This window comes from Pseudomonas sp. Bc-h (assembly GCF_002080045.1).
In the GTDB taxonomy this organism is placed as follows: Bacteria; Pseudomonadota; Gammaproteobacteria; order Pseudomonadales; family Pseudomonadaceae; genus Aquipseudomonas.
Window position 1 is genome coordinate 250,782 of sequence record NZ_MUIN01000003.1, and the last position, 19,533, is coordinate 270,314.

The window sequence follows — 19,533 nt, forward strand, 5'->3', positions numbered from 1 at the left end:
GACTCTTATCCTGTGGGAGACGCCGAAGGTCACGACGGCAGCGAAATAGTGGAATCAGTCACCGGCGAGGTGACTGATTCACCGCATCAGCCAGCGACTTTGGTCCCGCATATTTCCCGCGCCAGGTTTTCATCAGTAGCTGGAATGATCAATCAATGAAACTGCGAAGCCAGCTCGCGCAACAGCACTTCGGCTTCCAGCACTTTATGAACGACGTCCTCAGCCTTTTCCCGTGACAGTTCAAGGCGTTCGAACAGCTCGTCCGGAATGCTTTCCATCGGGCCGGACCCGATCCCTTCCTTGCGCAGCAAACGCACCGCCAAGCACACCAGGTTGGCGTACTCATGGTGTTCACCCGCGTACTGCGGGTCGTGCTGGAAGCGCAGCGCGGTGGCCAACTCTTCAGGCATGTCCCAGTTGCGCATCAGCCAGGAACCGATCTGCTCGCGGGTGATGCCCAGCAGGTGCTGTTCCACGAAACTGTGGTGCAGATGCGGGTTAACCTCGATCTGACGGCAGATCAGCGAGAAGTGCGGCGGAAACACGTGCGCCAGCAGCAGATAACCGAAGTTGTGCAGCAGGCCAGCCAGGTAGGTCAGGCCGCTTTCCGGACGCTTGGCGCGTGGCATGGCACGGGTCAGGCCTTCGATGACAGCAGCGGTGTAAATCGACTGCTGCCAGTACGGTGTAGCGTGTTGCGGATGGTCCTTTGGTAACTCCAGGGTTTTACCCAATGCCAGGCCCAAGGCCAGGTTGATCACCAGATCGAAACCCAGTACGCGAACGATAGCGTCTTCCACCGAGCGAATCTTGCCGGCCGAACCGTAGTACGGCGAAGCGGCCCAGCTCACCACTTGCGCAGCGAGCGCAGGGTCGGTTTCCACCACACCGGTGATGTCGTCGATGGTGGCGTCCGGATCGACACGCAGCTTGATGATTTTTTGCGCAGTGTCAGCCAGCGGCGGGATTTCCACAGTGGCTTCCAGACGCTGCTGAATGCGGCGCGCCGTGAAGTTCTGCACGGCCTTGGTGATTTCTTCGCGGTCGTCGTCAGGGCGCGTGAGGTTCGGCTGCACCGAAGTCACCGGTGCGCCGAACGTGGCTGCGCTGGCTTTGCTGAGCAGCGTCTTGAAGTCGTCACTGCTGATTTCAAGCAGAAGGCCAGGCTCTCCCGAGTCGATCAGTACGGTCGGCTCCTGGAGAATGCGCTCTTCGTACAGGCACGGCGAGCTGGTCAGCGCGGGGAGGGCTGGCAGGCTGTGCAGATTGTTTTTGCCAAGCATCTGATCCAGATGCTCTTGCGACACTGCCGTCAGTTTGCGCCCGGTCAGCTCGGTAATGCGGTTGAGGTCCAGCAACTGGTTTTGCGGAAACAGGATCAGCAACGCGCCAACAGAATCGTGGACCAGAATCGCCTGGACCTTCTGTGCAGTGGGGAGCGTTTCGTCGTCCATGACTTCGCGGTAGTTGATGGCGGCTTTGCCAAGCAACTGCCGGATGACAGACGGGGCGTGTTGGGTTGCGTCGATGTGGGCAACTTCTGTCATGGCCTGTATCCAGATTCCTACAATTGCTGAAGTATAACCAGCTTAGTTGTTATATAGGTGAGACAAGTTCTTGATGACGACTACTTCACACTTGCCCGTATTGCTGTCCGTGGCGCAGCCATCGCTCCAGCAGCGGGCTGACATGTTGCGGCCATCGTTCCAGCAGTGCCTGAGCGGCGTCCCTCACAGCGGGCAACAAGTCGGCGTCACGCATCAGATCGGCAACCTTGAATTGCAACAGACCCGTTTGTCGCGTGCCGAGCATTTCGCCTGGTCCGCGAAGTTCGAGGTCCTTTTCGGCGATCACGAAACCGTCGTTGGTTTCGCGCATGATTCCCAGCCGCTGTTTACCGATCTGCGATAACGGCGGATGGTACAACAGCACGCAGTGACTGGCCGCACTGCCCCGACCCACTCGACCGCGCAATTGGTGAAGCTGCGCAAGGCCCAGGCGCTCGGGGTTTTCGATGATCATCAGGCTGGCATTGGGCACGTCCACGCCGACTTCGATCACCGTGGTGGCGATCAGCAATTGAAGGTTGCCCTGCTTGAACTCGGCCATCACGGCGGCTTTTTCCACAGGCTTCATTCGCCCGTGGATCAGGCCAACCTTCAACTCGCCCAAGGCGCTGGTGAGTTCCTCGAAGGTGGTTTCAGCAGCCTGGCAGGTCAGCTCTTCAGACTCTTCGATCAGCGTGCACACCCAATACGCCTGACGACCCTCGGCGCAGGCGTTGCGTACGCGCTCGACCACTTCGATGCGGCGGCTGTCGGCCACCAGCACGGTGTTGACCGGTGTGCGGCCTGGCGGCAGTTCGTCGAGAATCGAAGTGTCGAGATCGGCGTAGGCGCTCATCGCCAGCGTCCGGGGAATCGGGGTTGCCGTCATGATCAGCTGATGTGGGCACATCAGGCCACCAACGCCTTTTTTTCGCAGCGCAAGACGCTGCTGGACGCCAAAACGGTGCTGTTCGTCGATGATCACCAGCGCGAGATTCTTGAACTGCACCTCATCCTGAAACAGCGCGTGGGTACCAACGACCATGGGCGCGCCATTGGCAATCTGCTCCAGTGACGCGGCACGGGCCTTACCCTTGAGTTTGCCCGCGAGCCAGGCGGTGTCGATGCCCAGCGGCGACAGCCAGCGGGTAAAGTTGATGAAGTGCTGTTCGGCGAGAATCTCTGTCGGCGCCATCAGCGCCACTTGATAACCCGCTTCCAGGGCCTGCAATGCGGCCAGCGCAGCGACAACGGTCTTGCCCGCGCCCACGTCACCCTGAATCAAACGCAGCATTGGCTCTTGCTGACTGAGGTCGTAGGCGATTTCCTTACCGACTCGTTGCTGCGCACCTGTCGGCGGAAAACCAAGGTTGGCCAAAAACTTTTTGGGCAGCCGTTTTGCGACTGGCAGTGCAGGGGCTCGTTGAGAGCGCAGGCTTTCACGCAGTCGTTGCTGCGACAGCTGATGGGTCAGCAGTTCTTCGAAGGCCAGCCGGTGCTGTGCCCAGTGATGACCGAGCGCGAGTTCTTCGACGTCTGCATCCGCAGGCGGATGATGTAAATAACGAATGGCGTCCGCCAGCGGCGCCAACTGATAGTCGCGTGCCAGTTCTTCGGGCAGCCAGTCGGGCAGGCTTCGGGGGCCGAGCATGCCAAGGCTTTGCTGAGACAGCTGGCGCAAACGCTGCTGAGTCAGGCCTTCGGTGGTTGGATAGATAGGCGTAAGCGTCTGCTCGACGGCGACATGTTCCTCGCCGGTGATCGCCCGATATTCAGGGTGATAGATTTCCAGCCCCGACGCACCCGGGCGCGCTTCACCGTAGCAGCGCACATGGGTACCGCGCTTGAGGCCATCCTTCTGCGCATTGCTGAAGTGATAGAAGCGCAAGCTCAGAACGCCGGTGCCATCTCCCAAGCGCACCAGCAGGCTGCGACGCTTGCCCATCACCACATCAGCGCCGCTGACGACACCTTCTATCACCGCGTCCTGTCCGGGCCGCAACGCGCCGATGGGCACGACGCGGGTGCGATCCTGATAACGCAGCGGCAGGTGGAACAGTACGTCCTGAATATTCTCCAGGCCGACCTTCGCCAGCTTTTCGGCCATGGCCTCACCGACGCCCTTGAGCGCCGTTACCGAGACGTGGGACAGCTCAGTCATACCGCCACTTAACTCGCTTGTGCCTGGGCTTTAGGGCGAGCGACGGAGCACAGACGGATCGAGTCGGCGAGAATCTCGATGGCTTTTGGCCGAGGGAAGCTGGCGCGCCAGGCGATCGCCACGGTGCGGAACGGTACCGGAGGGGACAACGGCCGAACTTCGATCACACCAGGGGCGTAGTGGTGGCTGTCGACAGCCGACATCGGCAGGATCGAAACCCCCAGGCCCGAAGCCACCATGTGCCGGATGGTTTCCAGCGAACTGGATTCGACCGTGGTGTGCTTGGCGCTGTCGCCACCTTTGACCAGCGTCGGGCAGGCTTCCAGCACCTGATCGCGGAAGCAATGACCCTCGCCCAGCAGCAACAGGCTCTTGTCGTTCAGCGCCGAGGCATCAATGGTGGTCTTCTGGGTCCACGGATGATCGGCCGGCATCAGCACGTAGAACGGCTCGTCGTACAGTGACATGGTCAGCACGTCGGCTTCGTTGAACGGCAGGGCGATGATGATCGCGTCGAGCTCCCCGTTGCGCAGCTTGTCGCGCAGCACATGGGTGAAGTTCTCTTCGATGTACAACGGCATTTGCGGGGCGACCCGGTGCAGTTGCGGAATCAGATGCGGGAACAGGTAGGGACCGACGGTGTAGATCGCGCCGACTTTCAGCGGTGCGGTCAGCTGGTTCTTGCCCGTCTGGGCCAATTCACGAATGCCTTGAGCTTGCTCGAGCACTTTCTGCGCCTGAGCCACGATGCCCTCGCCAACCGGCGTAAGACGTACCGCACTCTTGCTGCGCTCGAAAATCAGCACACCGAGTTCATCTTCCAGCTTCTTCACGCCAACCGACAGGGTCGGCTGACTGACATGGCAGCGCTCGGCCGCATGGCCGAAATGCTGCTCTTGAGCGAGGGTAACGATATAGCGCAATTCTGTGAGGGTCATAGCGTGCGTCCATGAAGTTGCGGCCCCAGCATAGCGGGTGCAATCGATAGACGCACGTTATCAGACCCTCTGTTGTCGCAAAATCAAGGTTTCAACGTTTATCCAGGGAATAAACGAAGGGTGCGACCACTTCCAGCGTGCCATTGTTGAGCAATTCGGCCGGTGGTTTAGGCAATGGCTGGGCGCGACGAATCATTTCCAGCGTGGCCCGGTCCAGCGCCGCGCTCCCCGATCCGCCCGCGATTTCGTACGACAACACGCGGCCTTCACCATCCACGACGAAGCGCAGACGGTTGATGCCTTGCATGCCACGACGACGAGCGTCTTCCGGATAGCGCTTGAACTTGCTCAGGTGACGCAACAGATCACCCTGCCAACTTGGCAGTGCGGTGCTCGGAGGCGATGGCGGAGCCTGTTCCGGTGCGGCTGATTTTTCAGGCTTTGCGTTGGACGGCGGAGTGTCTACCGGTTTTTCGTCGGCAGGCTTCTCTTCCTTCGGCGGCTCGACCTTTTTTACAGGCTTGGGCGGCTGCGGTTTAGGCTTTGGCTTCACCGGTTTGGGGATGGCGATTTCCGGCTTCGGCGCTTCGGCGATTGGCGGAATCGGCAGCTGTTCTTCCGGTGCGGGTGGCTGCGGTGGCTGAACCACTTTTGGTGGGGGCGGCGGAGCTGGCTCGGGTAGCGGGGCCAGCTCGATCATCATCGCGGCGGGTGGCAGCTCGATAGCCTGCGAGGCGGGCCAGCGCAGTGCGACGATAATCGCAACGGCATGTACCGCCAGCACCAACAACAGACTACCGCTATAGCGCGTCAGTTTTTGGCGCGTATTGATCATTTCTTACCAACCGTCTCGAGACCAACCAGACCGACTTTCAGGTAACCGGCGCCGCGCAGGACGTTCATCACTTCCATCAGGTCGCCGTAATCGACACCTTTGTCAGCCTGGAAGAAAATCGTCGTGTCTTTCTTGCCTTTGGTCTTGGCATCGAGCACCGCACCGAGCTGCTCACGGGCGACCTTGTTGTCGCCCAGGTACAGGCTCTGGTCTGCCTTGACGCTCAGAAAGATCGGTTTTTCGGGTCGGGGCGCCGGTTTCGCCGTAGAGGCGGGCAGGTCGACCTTGATGTCCACCGTTGCCAGAGGCGCCGCCACCATGAAGATGATCAGCAGCACCAACATGACGTCGATGAACGGCGTCACGTTGATTTCGTGGTTCTCGGCGAGATCGTCGCCACCCTCGTTAAGATGCAGGCCCATGGTTTACCCCATTTTTACCATGTGCGGCTGTTGACCACGGTCGGCGGCAGGCTGGTGATCCAGGTCGCGGCTGACGAGCAACAGAACTTGAGCCGAGGCATCGGACACTTGCGCCTTGTAGCCAGCGATGGAGCGGGCGAAGACGTTGTAGATCACGACAGCGGGAATTGCGGCGACCAGGCCCAGTGCCGTAGCCAGCAGGGCTTCGGCGATGCCGGGAGCAACGACAGCAAGGTTGGTGGTTTGGGTCTTGGCGATACCGATGAAGCTGTTCATGATGCCCCACACGGTGCCGAACAGGCCCACGAATGGCGCGGTGGAACCGATGGTGGCGAGAACGCCGGTGCCCATGCTCATGTTGCGACCGCAGGCGGCAACCAGGCGCTCGAGGCGGAAGCTGACACGCTCCTTGATGCCTTCACGCTCGCGGCTATTGACCGACAGGCGCATTTCTTCCAGAGCATCGTGAACCAGCAGATTGGCCAGGGTGCCTTCCTTCTTGGCACTGGCGCTGGCTTCGTCCAGAGTACGTGCGCGCTTGAGTGCAGCAATTTCGCCCTTCAGGCGACGTTTGGCACCCAGCAGCTCGAAGCCTTTGGCGATCCAGATAGTCCAGGTGATGATCGAGGCGATGGCGAGACCGATCATCACGGCTTTGACGACGATATCGGCGTTCTTGTACATGCCCCACGGCGACAGGTCGTGGGACATGCCCAGCGTATTGTCTTCGGCGATGGCATCGATCGAGTCGGTCGGCGCAGGTGCAGCGGGGTCCTGAACGGCAGGCGCAGCGGTGGTGTCAACCGGTGTGGCGGCTGGCGCCGGAGCTGCGGATTGCGCTGCAGGGGTCTGCGCAGGGGCAGTAGAGTCGGCGAGCGCGACAGGCGTCAGCATCAGGCTGAACAGGACGGCGGCAATGGCGCGTCCTGCACCTGGCAGACCTGAAGACGAGATTGACGAAGCGGGGGTTTGAATAGGTGTCATGCTGGCCCGACCTGATATGAAAAAGGTGTTTCGTTCTGAAGGCGTCGCGCTGGCGCGAGGCGAGCGGAGAAGAACAAAGGGTCGACATTATTGCAAGTAATTCTTGTTAACAAAAGTAATAGAGTCTCTTTTTTTACCAGGCGCACGGCCCGACGGTCGTTTTTCAGCCCTGTTTTGTTGGTTCAAACCTACTTTTGATGTGGAGATTGGTCATGGCTACACCGTCTGTTCTGATTGCTGGATGTGGTGACATTGGAGGGCGCCTCGCTTCGCAACTGTTGCCTCAGGGATGGACGGTGTACGGCTTGCGCAGAAGTGTGGCGAAGTTACCGCCAGGCGTGATCGGGGTCAGCGGCGATCTCTTCGACGCGCGCATGCCTGCGCAATGGCCAGAGGGCCGAATCGATTATCTGGTGTATTGCGCAACGCCGACAGTGCGCGATGAGGCGGGTTATCGCGCGGCTTATACAGAAGGATTACGGCACGTGCTCGCCTGGACAGAGCGCAGCGGCCAGAAGCCGAAACGCATTCTGTTCGTCTCAAGCAGCAGCGTTTACGGGCAACAGCAGGGCGAGTGGGTCGACGAAGCCTCGCCCGCCGATGCGTCGGGTTTTTCCGGGCAAGTGATGCGCGAGGCTGAAAAGGTGGCGCTCAGCAGCGATGTGCCTGCGACCGTCGTCAGGCTCACCGGCATCTACGGGCCAGGACGCAGTGACCTGATGAACCGCGTGCGTCAGGGTTACAGCGTCGCCGTTGAACCGCCGCTGTATGGCAACCGTATCCACGCTGATGATGCGGCGGGCCTGTTGGCGTTTTTGCTTCAAGCAGAGGCCGGTGGCGTGGCGCTGGATGATTGCTATATCGGTGTCGACGACGCCCCGGCGCCTTTGGCCGAGGTGGTTGACTGGATGCGAGAGCGGCTGGGTGTCACGCAGTGGTCCGATGAGCACAGCGTCAGGCGTGCGGGTAGCAAGCGTTGCAGCAATGCCCGAGCCAAAGCGCTGGGTTGGGCGCCGCGTTATGCGAGTTACAGAGAAGGGTATGAGGCGATGTTGGCGCAGGTCGATTGAAGCGCTGGTGCGCCCCCATGGCAATTCGGCTTGCCGGCAGTGGCGTTTTCGCAATCGCCACCGCCCGCAAGCCGGACTGCTACAGAGCGTTCATCCGACAGCCAGAGGTGTGGCCGTTCAGTTCTTTTCCAGCACCCAATGCCGCTCGCCCGGGCGCAGGTCCGGCATTTCGGTTGCCTGAGCGTTGTTCACAGCCTGGAAGATTTCCAGCTGTTTACCCTGGCGTACGAAGACCCAAGGGTTACCGCGTTCGCTTTTCTCCAGCCACATGCTGTCGTACTCGCCGCTCATGGCGGCACAATCGCCCGCCAGACACAGCGCGTAGCGATCATTTCCAGGCAGGCCGGTCACGCTGCCGTCTGGCTGGAACTCAACGACACTGCCTTGGCCGTCGCCATTGACGATGGTCCATTTGCCGCCGAGGTACGCGCTGTAAAGCGCCCGCTCGAAGCTGGTGCCCGGTTGTGCGCCTGCTGGGGCCGCTTGTTTGGGTATCTTGAAGTGCTGTTCGGGGCCAGAATCGCTGGCGCTCTGAACCAACTCATCACTATTCAGTTTCAACTCGTCCGACGCGCTGCCGTAGACGTTCACTTTCCACGAGCCGTCCGGGTCTTTTGCGACCTTGCCTTCAGTGAGTTCAAAGCCGTTGTAAGACGTGGCCTGACCGGCCGCCGTATTGATGTTCCATTCCAGCGTTGGCCCGTACGCAAGCAGCGACTGGCGCAGATTTCCGCCTTCGGCTGCGGCATCGATGGCGGCCTGGTTGATCCAGACGCCGTCAGGTGTTTTGTTCGAATGGCTGGCACAGCCGCTCAGTAGCGCGGCCAACAGCGAGAGGGCGAACGCGACGCGCATATGCATGCGGAGTCCTTCCTTTGCTCTGAGAGGATGGCGGAGCGGGGGTATGCGCTCCGCGGGCGATTTACTCGATGACCAGCACGGCGTCCATTTCGACCGTGGCGCCTTTTGGCAATGCAGCAACGCCGATAGCGGCGCGCGCCGGGTAAGGCTGGTCGAAGTAGCGGCCCATGATCTCGTTGACCTTGGCGAAGTGGCTCAGGTCGGTCAGGAAGATGTTCAGCTTGACGATGTCCTTGAACGAGCCGCCCGCTGCTTCAGCGACAGCTTTCAGGTTCTCGAAGACCTGTACGGTCTGGGCTTCGAAGCCTTCGACCAGTTCCATGGTTTTCGGGTCCAGCGGGATCTGGCCTGACATGTAGACGGTATTGCCAGCTTTGATCGCCTGAGAATACGTGCCGATGGCGGCAGGGGCTTTGTCGCTGGAGATGACGGTCTTGCTCATGAAGAACTCCTGTTGGCGGTTTGACTACGCGCGCATCCGGGTGATGCGAATCACCCCGGTCAGGGCGCGCAGTTTCTTGATCACACGGGCCAGATGCACGCGGTCGTGCACGCTGACCACCAGTTGGACCACGCTGATACGACCATCGCGTTCGTCCATGCTGATTTTCTCGATGTTGCCGTCTGCCGCGTTGACGCTGCTGGCCAGCAAGGCGATAAGCCCGCGTTGGTGTTCCAGCTCGACCCGCAGCTCGACATTGAATTCGCCAGTGACGTCCTTGGCCCAGGAAAGCTGGATGCATTTTTCCGGGTTGTGGCGGATTTCGCTGATATTGCGGCAGTTGTCCAGGTGCACGACCATGCCTTTGCCCGCAGACAGGTGGCCGACGATCGGGTCGCCCGGAATCGGCGTACAGCATTTGGCATAGCTGAGCACCAGACCTTCGGTACCACGAATCGCCAGTGGTCCTTCGGCGCTCGGCAGTTCTTCGCCTTCACTTGCCAGCAAGCGGCGGGCGACGACATAGGCCATGCGGTTGCCCAGGCCGATGTCTTCGAGGAGGTCTTCTATGACCTCGACCCGGTATTCGGCGAGGATCAGTTGCAGGCGCTCGTTCGGGATTTTCTCCACACTGCTGTCGAAGCCGTTCAATACCTTGTTGAGCAGGCGCTCGCCTAGATTGATCGACTCTGAACGTCGTTGCAGCTTGAGTGCGTGACGAATGTGGGTGCGCGCCTTGCCGGTGACGACGAAATTGAGCCACGCCGGGTTGGGGCGCGCCCCTGGCGCACTGACGATTTCCACTGTCGAACCGCTTTGCAGAGGTTCGGATAGCGGCGCCAGACGACGATTGATCCGACACGCAATGCAACTGTTGCCGACGTCGGTATGGACCGCGTACGCGAAGTCCACCGCCGTGGAGCCTTTGGGTAGCTCCATGATCCGGCCCTTGGGCGTGAATACGTAGACCTCGTCCGGGAACAGGTCGATCTTCACGCTCTCGATGAATTCCAGGGAGTTGCCAGCGCGTTGCTGCATTTCCAGCACGCCCTTGACCCACTGGCGGGCGCGCGCGTGAGTGCCCTTGGGCTGCTCGTCGCCAGAAGATTTGTACAGCCAGTGCGCCGCAATGCCGTTATTGGCCATCTCTTCCATCTCGCGGGTGCGGATCTGGATTTCGATGGGCACACCATGCATACCGAACAGCGTGGTGTGCAACGACTGATAGCCGTTGGCCTTGGGAATCGCGATGTAGTCCTTGAAGCGGCCGGGGAGAGGCTTGTACAAATTATGCACAGCGCCCAGCACCCGGTAGCAGGTATCGACCTTGTCGACGATGATCCGGAACGCATAGACGTCCATGATTTCGTTAAAGGCCCGACGCTTACCGCGCATCTTCTTGTAGATGCCGTAGAGGTGCTTCTGCCGCCCGCTGACTTCGCCCTCGATACCGTCGACAGCGAGACAATGGCTCAGGGACTCTTCGATCTTGTTGACCAGTTCCTTGCGGTTGCCGCGTGCGCGCTTGACGGCCTGACCGATGCGTGAGGAGCGCATTGGGTACATGGCCTTGAAACCCAGGTCTTCGAATTCGATACGCACGCTGTGCATGCCGAGGCGATTGGCGATGGGGGCGTAGATTTCGAGGGTTTCCTTGGCGATGCGCCGGCGTTTCTCGCCGGACAGCACTTCCAGGGTGCGCATGTTGTGCAGGCGGTCGGCGAGCTTGACCAGGATCACGCGAATGTCGCGGGCCATGGCCATGGCCATTTTCTGGAAGTTTTCGGCTTGCGCTTCGGCCTTGGTCTCGAAGTTCATCTGGGTCAGTTTGCTGACCCCGTCGACCAGTTCGGCCACGGTTTCGCCGAACTGCGCACAGAGCGCTTCCTTGGCGATGCCGGTGTCTTCGATGACGTCATGCAGCATCGCGGCCATCAGGCTCTGATGGTCCATGTGCATGTCGGCAAGGATATTGGCCACCGCCAGCGGATGCGTGACGTAGGCTTCGCCGCTACGACGGCGCTGGCCGTCGTGGGCTTGTTCGGCGTAGAAGTACGCTCGGCGAACCAGATTGACCTGGTCTTTGCCGAGGTAGGTCGACAGGCGATCGGCGAGGGCGTCTATGCTCGGCAAGAGATGACTCCTTGCCGATGGCTTTGACCCTGCGCCTTGCTACGTCGACCGGGCATAGGCTTAGACGGCCTCGTTGGACTCGTCCTCGAACGCAGCGAACAGTGGTTCATCTTCAACGATTTCAGCTTCTGCAATGACGGCGTAATCCATCAGGCCAGCTGCGATTTCGCGCAGGGCAACAACGGTAGGCTTGTCGTTTTCCCAGGCCAGCTTTGGCTCTTTGCCGCCGGTCGCCAGTTGACGCGAGCGCTTGGTGGCGAGCATGACCAGCTCAAAGCGGTTATCTACATGTTCCAGGCAGTCTTCAACGGTCACGCGGGCCATGGGTATTCCTCGTAGCAAATGCGTATGCGCGGTGCCCGGATGGGCGAGCGGACTCGGTAGTTTACAAGCGCCAGCCCACAAGCTTCAAGCGCCAACCCACCAGCGGTCGGCTTTTAACTTGAAGGCTGACAGCTTTTACGTCAAGCCAGCAGTTGTGTCAGCAGCTGGCTGAAGCGTTGCTGCTGGTGCTCCTGGCTGAGCAGGTTGGCACGGAAAATCGCTTTGAGGTCTTCCAGCGCAGTGGCGAAATCGTCGTTGATGACGATGTAATCGTACTCGACGTAGTGGCTCATTTCGCTGACCGCTTCACGCATCCGGCCTTCGATGATCTCGTCGCTGTCCTGGCCGCGGTTGGTCAGGCGTTGACGCAGCGCCTGCTGGGTCGGCGGCAGGATGAAGATCGACCGAGCATGCGGCATCAGCTTGCGCACCTGTTCGGCGCCCTGCCAGTCGATTTCCAGGATCAGGTCATGGCCTTCGTCCAGCGTCTGCTGCAGACGGCTTTGCGAGGTGCCGTAGAGGTTGCCGAAGACTTCGGCTTGTTCGAGGAAATCACCGTGTTCGATCATCCGCACGAATTCGGCGCGATCGACGAAGTGGTAGTTCACGCCGTCCACTTCACCTGGGCGCATCGCGCGGGTGGTGTGGGAAACGGAAACGCGAATTTGCGGCTGGGCATCGATCAGGGCTTTGACCAGGCTGGTCTTGCCCGCGCCCGAAGGGGCGGAAATGATGTACAGAGTGCCGGTGCTGTGGGTCATGTTGGAATTGGCCTTACTCAATGTTCTGCACTTGTTCGCGCATCTGCTCGATCAACACCTTGAGGTTGACCGCAGCCTGGGTGCTACGAGGGTCGAAGGCTTTGGAGCCCAGTGTATTGGCTTCGCGGTTGAGCTCTTGCATCAGGAAGTCCAGCCGGCGACCGGCTTGCCCGCCGGTCTTGAGTACGCGGCGTACTTCGGTGACGTGAGTGTTCAGGCGGTCGAGCTCTTCTGCGACGTCGCTTTTTTGTGCCAGCAGGACCATCTCCTGCTCCAGACGCTGGGGATCGAGTTCAGCCTTCATGTCGGCGAAGCGATCGAGCACTTTCTGGCGCTGGGTAGCGAGCATCTGCGGTACGAGGGTGCGCAGGGTAGCCACTTCGGTCTTGATCGAGGAAAGCCGTTCGTCGAGAAGTTTGGCGAGGTCTGAACCTTCACGGGCGCGGCCGGCCTTCAATTCGTCCAGTGCTTCGTTGAACAGGGCCAAAGCGTCGTTGTTCAACGCTTGCGGATCGGACGCGTCAGCCACCAGAACACCCGGCCAGGCGAGCACTTCCAGTGGGTTCAGCGCTGCGGGTTGCTTGATCAGGCTGGCGACGATCTCCGCCGCTGCGACCAGTTGGCTGGCGCGCTCGCGATCAACCTGCAGCGGTTTGCCGGCGGTTTCTTCGGTGAAGCGCAAGGTGCATTCGATCTTGCCGCGGGACAGGCCCTGACGCAGCGCTTCACGTACGGCGCCCTCAAGGTCGCGGAAGGACTCGGGCAGGCGCAGGTGCGGCTCGAGGTAGCGATGATTGACCGAGCGCAATTCCCAGCTCAGCGTGCCTTGGGTCCCGGCTCGTTCGGCGCGGGCGAAAGCCGTCATGCTGTGTACCATGGGAATTACCTCTGTAAAGTCAGGCGTTGTAGTTAGCCTGCGAGGGACGATGTTCTGCCCAGATGAAAGTCGTAAAGAACCGACAGGCTATAAAGGCGCAAGATTGTAGCTCAGTGCAGGGTGTGCGCCCAAATGCTGCAATGCCGCACTGATTGAAGGATGTCACTGCTTTGTTTGTAAGGTAGTGCCATTTTCGACACGGGCACAGGTGCCAGTGGTCATCGATGGATCATTAGATGTCCCCAGCGCGAGCTTGCGCCTCTATAATGCTCGTCAGTTTTCCGTCTCAGTACAGGTATCCCAGATGAAACGTCCAAGTGGTCGCGCTGCCGATCAGCTCCGCTCGATCCGCATCACCCGCAACTACACCAAGCACGCCGAAGGGTCTGTACTGGTCGAGTTCGGCGACACCAAGGTGATCTGCACCGTCAGCGTCGAAAACGGCGTGCCGCGCTTTCTCAAGGGTCAGGGCCAAGGCTGGCTGACCGCCGAATACGGCATGCTGCCGCGCGCGACGGGCGAGCGTAACCAGCGCGAAGCCAGCCGTGGCAAACAGGGCGGTCGTACCCTTGAGATCCAGCGTCTGATCGGTCGTTCCCTGCGCGCCGCGCTGGACATGTCCAAGCTGGGCGACGTCACGCTGTATGTCGATTGCGACGTGATTCAGGCCGATGGCGGGACTCGCACCGCCTCGATCACCGGTGCCATGGTTGCGCTCGTCGATGCGCTGAAAACCATCAAGAAGCGCGGCGGCCTGAAAGGCGGCGATCCGCTCAAGCAAATGATCGCCGCAGTTTCGGTGGGGATGTACCAGGGCGAGCCAGTGCTTGATCTCGACTACCTGGAAGACTCGGCAGCCGAGACCGATCTCAACGTGGTGATGACCAGCGCTGGCGGTTTCATTGAAGTGCAGGGCACTGCCGAAGGCGCGCCGTTCCAGCCTGAAGAGCTGAACGCGATGCTGGCGCTGGCCCAGAAAGGCATGAACGAGATCTTCGAATTGCAGAAGGCGGCACTGGCCGACTGACTGCTGATCACACGACCTGTTTCATTACCGCCAGTACAGGGAGAGCACGATGATCGATAGTCAGCCGCCACTACCAGTGCCGAGCAAGGAAGTCCGCCAGTGGGCCATGATGTGCCATTTCGCGGCGTTCTTCGGCCTGATCTTTCCCTTCGGTAACCTGCTGGGGCCGCTGATTGTCTGGCAACTGAAGAAAGAGACCGATCCGTACATCGATGCCCAGGGCAAGGAAGCCCTCAACTTTCAGATCACTGTGGCCATCGCCGCGATGATCTGCTTTCTGCTGATGATCATCGTGATCGGTTTCCCATTGTTGATGCTGGTAGGTGTCGGCGCACTGGTGCTGACGATCATTGCCGGGGTCAAGGTCAACGACGGCATTGCCTATCGTTACCCCTTTACCTGGCGGTTGATCAAGTAACGACGGAAAAACAAAAGCCGACTTCGCGTCGGCTTTTTTTGAGCAACTGGACGTCAGATCGTCAACGTCCAGTCGTAGTCCACGATCAGCGGCGCGTGTTGCGAGAACCGCGGCTGGCGTGGCAGGCGTGCGCTGCGTACGAAACGGCGCAGGCCCGGGGTCAGCAGTTGATAATCGAACCGCCAGCCCAGATTCAGCATCTCGGCCTGCTCGTTATCCGGCCACCAGCTGTACTGGTCACCTTCACGGCTGACTTCGCGCAGGGCATCTACATACCCCATGTTGCCGACAATCTCGTCCATCCAGGCACGTTCAGGTGCCAGGAAGCCAGGAGATTGCTGGCTGTCACGCCAGTTCTTGATATCCAGCTTCTGCTGCGCAACATAGAGCGAGCCACAGTAAATGTACTCGCGACGTTTGCGCCGCTGCTTGTCCAGATACTTGCCGAAATCGTCCATGAGCTTGAACTTCTGGTTCAAGTCTTCATCGCCGTTCATCCCGGACGGGAGCAGCAAAGTTGCAATACTGACTTTATCGAAATCGGCCTGCAGGTATCGCCCGTAACGGTCGGCTGTTTCAAAGCCCAGACCGTTGATAACCGCCTTTGGTTGCAGCCGCGAGTAAAGCGCCACGCCACCTTGGGCAGGAACTTCGGCATCGCAGGCGTACAGGAAGTAGCCGTCCAGTTGGAAGGCTGGGTCGTCCAGTTCAAAGGCGGAGGCGCGGGTATCCTGAAGGCAGATGACGTCGGCATTCTGGGCTTGCAGCCAACTGAGCAAACCACGCTCGACTGCAGCCTGAATACCATTAACGTTCACACTGATGATCCGCATAAATGGCCCCAAAAATCACGTGCGTGTATGATACCCGAGCTCTACCTAATTAGCTAAATCCGTGGTATTCGGGGCTTTTTTCATGCAAGCGTATCAGCGCGATTTCATTCGTTTTGCCATCGATCGCGGGGTTTTGCGCTTCGGTGAGTTCACTTTGAAGTCGGGACGCACCAGTCCTTACTTCTTCAATGCCGGTCTTTTCAACAGCGGTTCGGCACTTGCCCAGCTGGGTAAGTTCTATGCGTCTGCTGTCGTTGAAAGTGGCATTTCCTTCGATGTTCTGTTTGGGCCCGCCTACAAGGGTATTCCCCTGGCGGCCGCTACAGCCGTGGCTTTGGCGGATCATCACAACCTCGATCTGCCGTGGTGTTTCAACCGCAAGGAAGCCAAGGCCCATGGCGAAGGCGGCAGTCTGGTCGGCGCTCCGTTGACTGGCGACGTGCTGATCATCGACGACGTGATCACTGCCGGCACCGCGATTCGCGAGGTCATGCAGATCATCAAGGCTCAGAGTGCGAACGCAGCTGGCGTGTTGATCGCGTTGAATCGTCAGGAGCGCGGGAACGGTGAGCTTTCCGCGATTCAGGAGGTCGAACGTGACTTCGGTATTCCGGTGGTGAGCATCGTTTCGTTGAATCAGGTGCTGGAATTCCTGGCCGACGATCCTCAGCTCAAGCAGCATCTGCCCGCCGTCGAAGCGTATCGGGCTCAGTACGGAATCTGAGTCAAGTCGTCAGAGGATCTCGTTTTTATGCTCAAGCCGGGCACAGTAGGTCTTTGTTTGTTGCTGAGTGCGGGCTGCGTTGCAGGCGTTCACGCTGATGAGAGTTCGGGCATGGTGCTCTATCGCTATGTCGACAGTCGCGGCGTGACCGTGCTTGATCGTCAGGGCGTACCTGCGGAGTATGCGGGTAAAGGGTACGAAGTGCTGAATCAGCGTGGGCGTGTGATCCAGACCGTGCCGCCTGCACCGACTGCCGACGAGGCGCGTGAGGCTCAGGCTGCTGCGCAGGCCGCCAAGGTTCAGTCAGACGCCGACGCGCAACTGCTGCATCTGTACAGCAGCGTGACTGATGTCGACCGTGCGCGGACGCGCAAGCTGGCGGAACTGGATGCACTCATTTCCGTGGCTCAGGGCAACATTCAGGGGCTGACGACCCAGCAGGGCGCGTTGCAGAGTCAGGCGGCCGATCAGGAGCGTGCGGGGCGACAAGTGCCGCAAAGTCTGATCGACCAGATGAACGACGTGCGCGACCAGCAGCAGAATCTCAAGGTCGATATCCTGCGATATCAGACGGCCCGGCAGCAGGCCGACGCCGAGTTCGCTCAAGATCGGGCGCGACTTCAGCATTTGCTTGGGCACTGAAACGCCTAAATTGAAAAGACCCCGCCGGTTTGCGCCGACGGGGTCTTTTTTTGAAGCGCCAGGTGTGATCAGTGACGCTTGCGATTGCTGATCAGGGTGCCGACGCCGGTGTCGGTGAAGATTTCCAGCAGCACTGCGTTCGGTACACGACCGTCGATGATGTGGGAAGTGGTAACGCCGCCCTGTACAGCCTCCAGCGCGCAACGGATTTTCGGCAGCATGCCGCCGTAGATGGTGCCATCGGCGATCAGGCCGTTGACCTGTTCGGTGGTCAGGCCCGTCAGCACCTTGCCTTCCTTGTCCATCAAGCCGGCGATGTTGGTCAGCAGCATCAGCTTCTCGGCCTTCAGCGCTTCAGCGACTTTGCCTGCGACAAGGTCAGCGTTGATGTTGTAGGACTCGCCGTCGGCGCCTACGCCAATTGGTGCGATGACCGGGATGAAATCGCCTTTGACCAGCATGTTCAGCAGGTCGGTGTTGATACCCACGACTTCGCCGACATGCCCGATGTCGATGATTTCCGGTTTGGTCATCTCCGGGGTCTGACGGGTGACGTTCATCTTTTTCGCGCGGATCAGCTGCGCGTCCTTACCAGTCAGGCCGATCGCGCTGCCGCCGTGGCGGTTGATCAGGTTGACGATGTCCTTGTTGACTTGACCGCCGAGCACCATTTCCACGACGTCCATGGTCTGCGCATCGGTGACGCGCATGCCGTCGATGAAGTGGCTTTCGATCGACAGACGCTTGAGCAGATCGCCGATCTGCGGACCACCGCCGTGAACCACGACCGGGTTGATGCCCACTGCCTTCATCAGCACGATGTCGCGCGCGAAGCCGGTTTTCAGCTCTTCGCTCTCCATGGCGTTGCCGCCGTACTTGATCACCAGCGTCTTGCCGACGAAGCGTCGGATATAAGGCAACGCTTCGGAAAGGACCTTGGCGGCATTGGCTGCGGCATCACGTTCGAGGGTCATTTGGGCTCCACTCAAAAAGTTTGATCAAAAAGGAAGTTCTAGATCCGGTGCTACGTTTTTCAGCTGGGTGTGGAACACGTCCTTGATTCGTTGCAACTCGTCCTCGGTCTCGGCTTCGAAGCGCAATACCAGCACAGGCGTGGTGTTCGAGGCGCGGACCAGGCCCCAACCCTTCGGATAATCGACGCGCACGCCGTCAATGCTCGTCAGGTTGGCGTTGCCCCATTGGGCCTCCCGCTCCAGCGCTTCGATGATGCTGAATTTGCTGGTTTCGGTGACCTTGATGTTGATTTCCGGTGTCGACAGATCGTTCGGGAAGGTCTGGAAAAGCGCTTCTGCGCTGAGCTTCTCCTGGCTGAGAATCTCCAGCAGCCGAGCGGCGCTGTAGATGCCGTCGTCGAAACCGAACCAGCGCTCCTTGAAGAAAATGTGGCCGCTCATCTCGCCAGCCAGCAGCGCGCCGCTCTCTTTCATCTTCTTCTTGATCAACGAATGACCCGTTTTCCACATGACCGGGCGACCACCATATTCCTGGATCAACGGTATCAGACGACGAGTGCATTTGACGTCGAAGATGATGTCCGCGCCGGGATTGCGTTTGACCACATCACGTGCGAACAGCATCAGCAGGCGATCAGGGTATACGACGCTGCCCGCGTTGGTGACGACACCTACCCGATCACCATCGCCGTCGAACGCCAGGCCCAGATCGGCGCCGGTCTCTTTCACCTTGGCGATCAGGTCCTGAAGGTTTTCCAGCTTGCCGGGATCGGGGTGATGGTTGGGGAAATTACCGTCGACTTCGCAGAACAGCGGGATGATTTCGCAATTCAGGGCCGCCAGCAGTTGAGGGGCGATCACACCTGCTGCGCCGTTGCCGCAATCGATCACGACCTTGAGGCGGCGAGCCAGGACCACGTCGTTGGTGATCTGGCCTGAGTACAGATCGAGAATGTCGACCTTCCTGACGCTGCCTTTGCCGGCCGGCAGGTTGTTGCGCTTGATGCGTTCATGCAACGCCTGAATCTGCTCATTGGCCAGCGTATCGCCTGCGATGACAATCTTGAAGCCGTTGTAGTCCTTCGGGTTGTGGCTGCCGGTCAGCATCACCCCGGTTTTGCCTTCCAGCACGCTGGCGGCGTAGTACAGGGCCGGCGTGGGGACCAACCCGACATCGCTGACATGGCAGCCGCTGTCGTACAGGCCCTTGATCAGTTGCGCCACGAGTTCGGGGCCAGACAGCCGCCCGTCACGGCCGACGCATACGTTGGGTTCGCCTTGGGCCAGGCTTTGCGCGCCAATGGCGCGGCCCAGCCAGTAGGCGGTTTCGCCGGTCAGGGTTTCGCCCACGATGCCGCGAATGTCATAGGCGCGGAAGATAGTGTTCGCAAATTCGGGGGCGATGGAAACGGTACTGCTCATAGCGTGAGAGTGCTCCGACTTCAGGAAGTCCTGTGATTCATCGAGCAAGTCGATGTCGAGAATGTCGGTGTCTTGAAACAGCGGATCGGTCAGCTCTGAATCATCGGAATCGAATGATGAAAATGCAGCTTTGCTGCT

At 59.7% G+C, this 19,533-nt stretch carries 20 protein-coding genes; 5 read left to right on the top strand and 15 right to left on the bottom strand.

Annotated features, from left to right (window positions below; genetic code table 11):
• Window positions 1-152: 152 nt before the first annotated feature.
• The 6 genes from BWR59_RS05880 to exbB all read right to left on the bottom strand — a co-directional run bounded on the left by BWR59_RS05880 (window position 153) and on the right by exbB (window position 6,887).
• Window positions 153-1,547, bottom strand: a complete 1,395-nt coding sequence (locus tag BWR59_RS05880) for an aminoacyl-tRNA deacylase and HDOD domain-containing protein (protein ID WP_081564706.1) — start codon at window positions 1,545-1,547, stop codon at window positions 153-155.
• An 85-nt stretch (window positions 1,548-1,632) separates the two neighbouring features.
• On the bottom strand, window positions 1,633-3,708 hold the full coding sequence (recG, locus tag BWR59_RS05885; RefSeq protein ID WP_081564707.1) for an ATP-dependent DNA helicase RecG: 2,076 nt from the start codon (window positions 3,706-3,708) through the stop codon (window positions 1,633-1,635).
• Between the two features lie 8 nt (window positions 3,709-3,716).
• Window positions 3,717-4,646 (bottom strand): hydrogen peroxide-inducible genes activator, encoded by a 930-nt coding sequence (locus BWR59_RS05890; RefSeq protein ID WP_074754727.1) that lies wholly within the window; start codon window positions 4,644-4,646, stop codon window positions 3,717-3,719.
• 91 nt (window positions 4,647-4,737) lie between these two features.
• A complete protein-coding gene (locus tag BWR59_RS05895) occupies window positions 4,738-5,481 on the bottom strand; it encodes an energy transducer TonB (RefSeq protein WP_081564708.1) in 744 nt (247 codons plus the stop codon).
• A complete protein-coding gene (gene exbD, locus BWR59_RS05900) occupies window positions 5,478-5,903 on the bottom strand; it encodes a TonB system transport protein ExbD (protein WP_081564709.1) in 426 nt (141 codons plus the stop codon). The genes BWR59_RS05895 and exbD overlap by 4 nt, the downstream gene beginning before the upstream one ends.
• Before the next feature lie 3 nt (window positions 5,904-5,906).
• A complete protein-coding gene (exbB, locus tag BWR59_RS05905) occupies window positions 5,907-6,887 on the bottom strand; it encodes a tonB-system energizer ExbB (RefSeq protein WP_081564710.1) in 981 nt (326 codons plus the stop codon).
• A 212-nt stretch (window positions 6,888-7,099) separates the two neighbouring features.
• Between exbB and BWR59_RS05910 the strand changes: the two genes are divergently transcribed.
• Complete coding sequence (locus tag BWR59_RS05910; RefSeq protein WP_081564711.1) at window positions 7,100-7,957, top strand: SDR family oxidoreductase; 858 nt, start codon at window positions 7,100-7,102, stop codon at window positions 7,955-7,957.
• A gap of 117 nt (window positions 7,958-8,074) precedes the next feature.
• Here BWR59_RS05910 and BWR59_RS05915 read toward each other — a convergent pair whose 3' ends face one another.
• The 6 genes from BWR59_RS05915 to BWR59_RS05940 all read right to left on the bottom strand — a co-directional run bounded on the left by BWR59_RS05915 (window position 8,075) and on the right by BWR59_RS05940 (window position 13,355).
• The gene (locus BWR59_RS05915; RefSeq protein WP_081564888.1) at window positions 8,075-8,812 is read right to left on the bottom strand and encodes a hypothetical protein; all 738 of its coding nucleotides are present in this window, start codon (window positions 8,810-8,812) and stop codon (window positions 8,075-8,077) included.
• 67 nt (window positions 8,813-8,879) lie between these two features.
• Window positions 8,880-9,260: a RidA family protein gene (locus tag BWR59_RS05920; protein WP_081564712.1), complete on the bottom strand. Its 381-nt coding sequence runs from the start codon at window positions 9,258-9,260 to the stop codon at window positions 8,880-8,882.
• 24 nt (window positions 9,261-9,284) lie between these two features.
• Window positions 9,285-11,393, bottom strand: coding sequence for a bifunctional GTP diphosphokinase/guanosine-3',5'-bis pyrophosphate 3'-pyrophosphohydrolase (spoT, locus tag BWR59_RS05925; protein WP_081564713.1), 2,109 nt, complete (start codon window positions 11,391-11,393; stop codon window positions 9,285-9,287).
• 60 nt (window positions 11,394-11,453) lie between these two features.
• On the bottom strand, window positions 11,454-11,717 hold the full coding sequence (gene rpoZ, locus BWR59_RS05930) for a DNA-directed RNA polymerase subunit omega (RefSeq protein ID WP_004887180.1): 264 nt from the start codon (window positions 11,715-11,717) through the stop codon (window positions 11,454-11,456).
• 140 nt (window positions 11,718-11,857) lie between these two features.
• Complete coding sequence (gene gmk, locus BWR59_RS05935; RefSeq protein ID WP_081564714.1) at window positions 11,858-12,478, bottom strand: guanylate kinase; 621 nt, start codon at window positions 12,476-12,478, stop codon at window positions 11,858-11,860.
• Between the two features lie 13 nt (window positions 12,479-12,491).
• Window positions 12,492-13,355 (bottom strand): YicC/YloC family endoribonuclease, encoded by an 864-nt coding sequence (locus BWR59_RS05940; RefSeq protein WP_081564715.1) that lies wholly within the window; start codon window positions 13,353-13,355, stop codon window positions 12,492-12,494.
• 304 nt (window positions 13,356-13,659) lie between these two features.
• Between BWR59_RS05940 and rph the strand changes: the two genes are divergently transcribed.
• Both rph and BWR59_RS05950 read left to right on the top strand, forming a co-directional pair.
• Complete coding sequence (gene rph / locus BWR59_RS05945; protein WP_081564716.1) at window positions 13,660-14,382, top strand: ribonuclease PH; 723 nt, start codon at window positions 13,660-13,662, stop codon at window positions 14,380-14,382.
• 49 nt (window positions 14,383-14,431) lie between these two features.
• Window positions 14,432-14,800 carry a DUF4870 domain-containing protein gene (locus BWR59_RS05950; RefSeq protein WP_081564717.1) on the top strand — a complete coding sequence of 123 codons (369 nt, stop codon included), beginning with the start codon at window positions 14,432-14,434 and terminating at the stop codon, window positions 14,798-14,800.
• A 53-nt stretch (window positions 14,801-14,853) separates the two neighbouring features.
• Here the strand turns inward: BWR59_RS05950 and BWR59_RS05955 are convergent, their stop codons facing one another.
• Window positions 14,854-15,633, bottom strand: coding sequence for an exodeoxyribonuclease III (locus BWR59_RS05955; protein WP_037016693.1), 780 nt, complete (start codon window positions 15,631-15,633; stop codon window positions 14,854-14,856).
• Between the two features lie 82 nt (window positions 15,634-15,715).
• On the opposite strand from BWR59_RS05955, the gene pyrE reads away from it, so the two are divergent.
• Both pyrE and BWR59_RS05965 read left to right on the top strand, forming a co-directional pair.
• The gene (gene pyrE / locus BWR59_RS05960) at window positions 15,716-16,357 is read left to right on the top strand and encodes an orotate phosphoribosyltransferase (protein ID WP_081564718.1); all 642 of its coding nucleotides are present in this window, start codon (window positions 15,716-15,718) and stop codon (window positions 16,355-16,357) included.
• 111 nt (window positions 16,358-16,468) lie between these two features.
• Complete coding sequence (locus BWR59_RS05965) at window positions 16,469-16,999, top strand: DUF4124 domain-containing protein (RefSeq protein WP_143490780.1); 531 nt, start codon at window positions 16,469-16,471, stop codon at window positions 16,997-16,999.
• Between the two features lie 68 nt (window positions 17,000-17,067).
• Here the strand turns inward: BWR59_RS05965 and argB are convergent, their stop codons facing one another.
• A complete protein-coding gene (gene argB / locus BWR59_RS05970) occupies window positions 17,068-17,973 on the bottom strand; it encodes an acetylglutamate kinase (RefSeq protein ID WP_062379782.1) in 906 nt (301 codons plus the stop codon).
• A gap of 24 nt (window positions 17,974-17,997) precedes the next feature.
• On the bottom strand, window positions 17,998-19,395 hold the full coding sequence (locus BWR59_RS32610; RefSeq protein ID WP_218191152.1) for a phosphomannomutase/phosphoglucomutase: 1,398 nt from the start codon (window positions 19,393-19,395) through the stop codon (window positions 17,998-18,000).
• Between the last annotated feature and the right edge of the window lie 138 nt (window positions 19,396-19,533).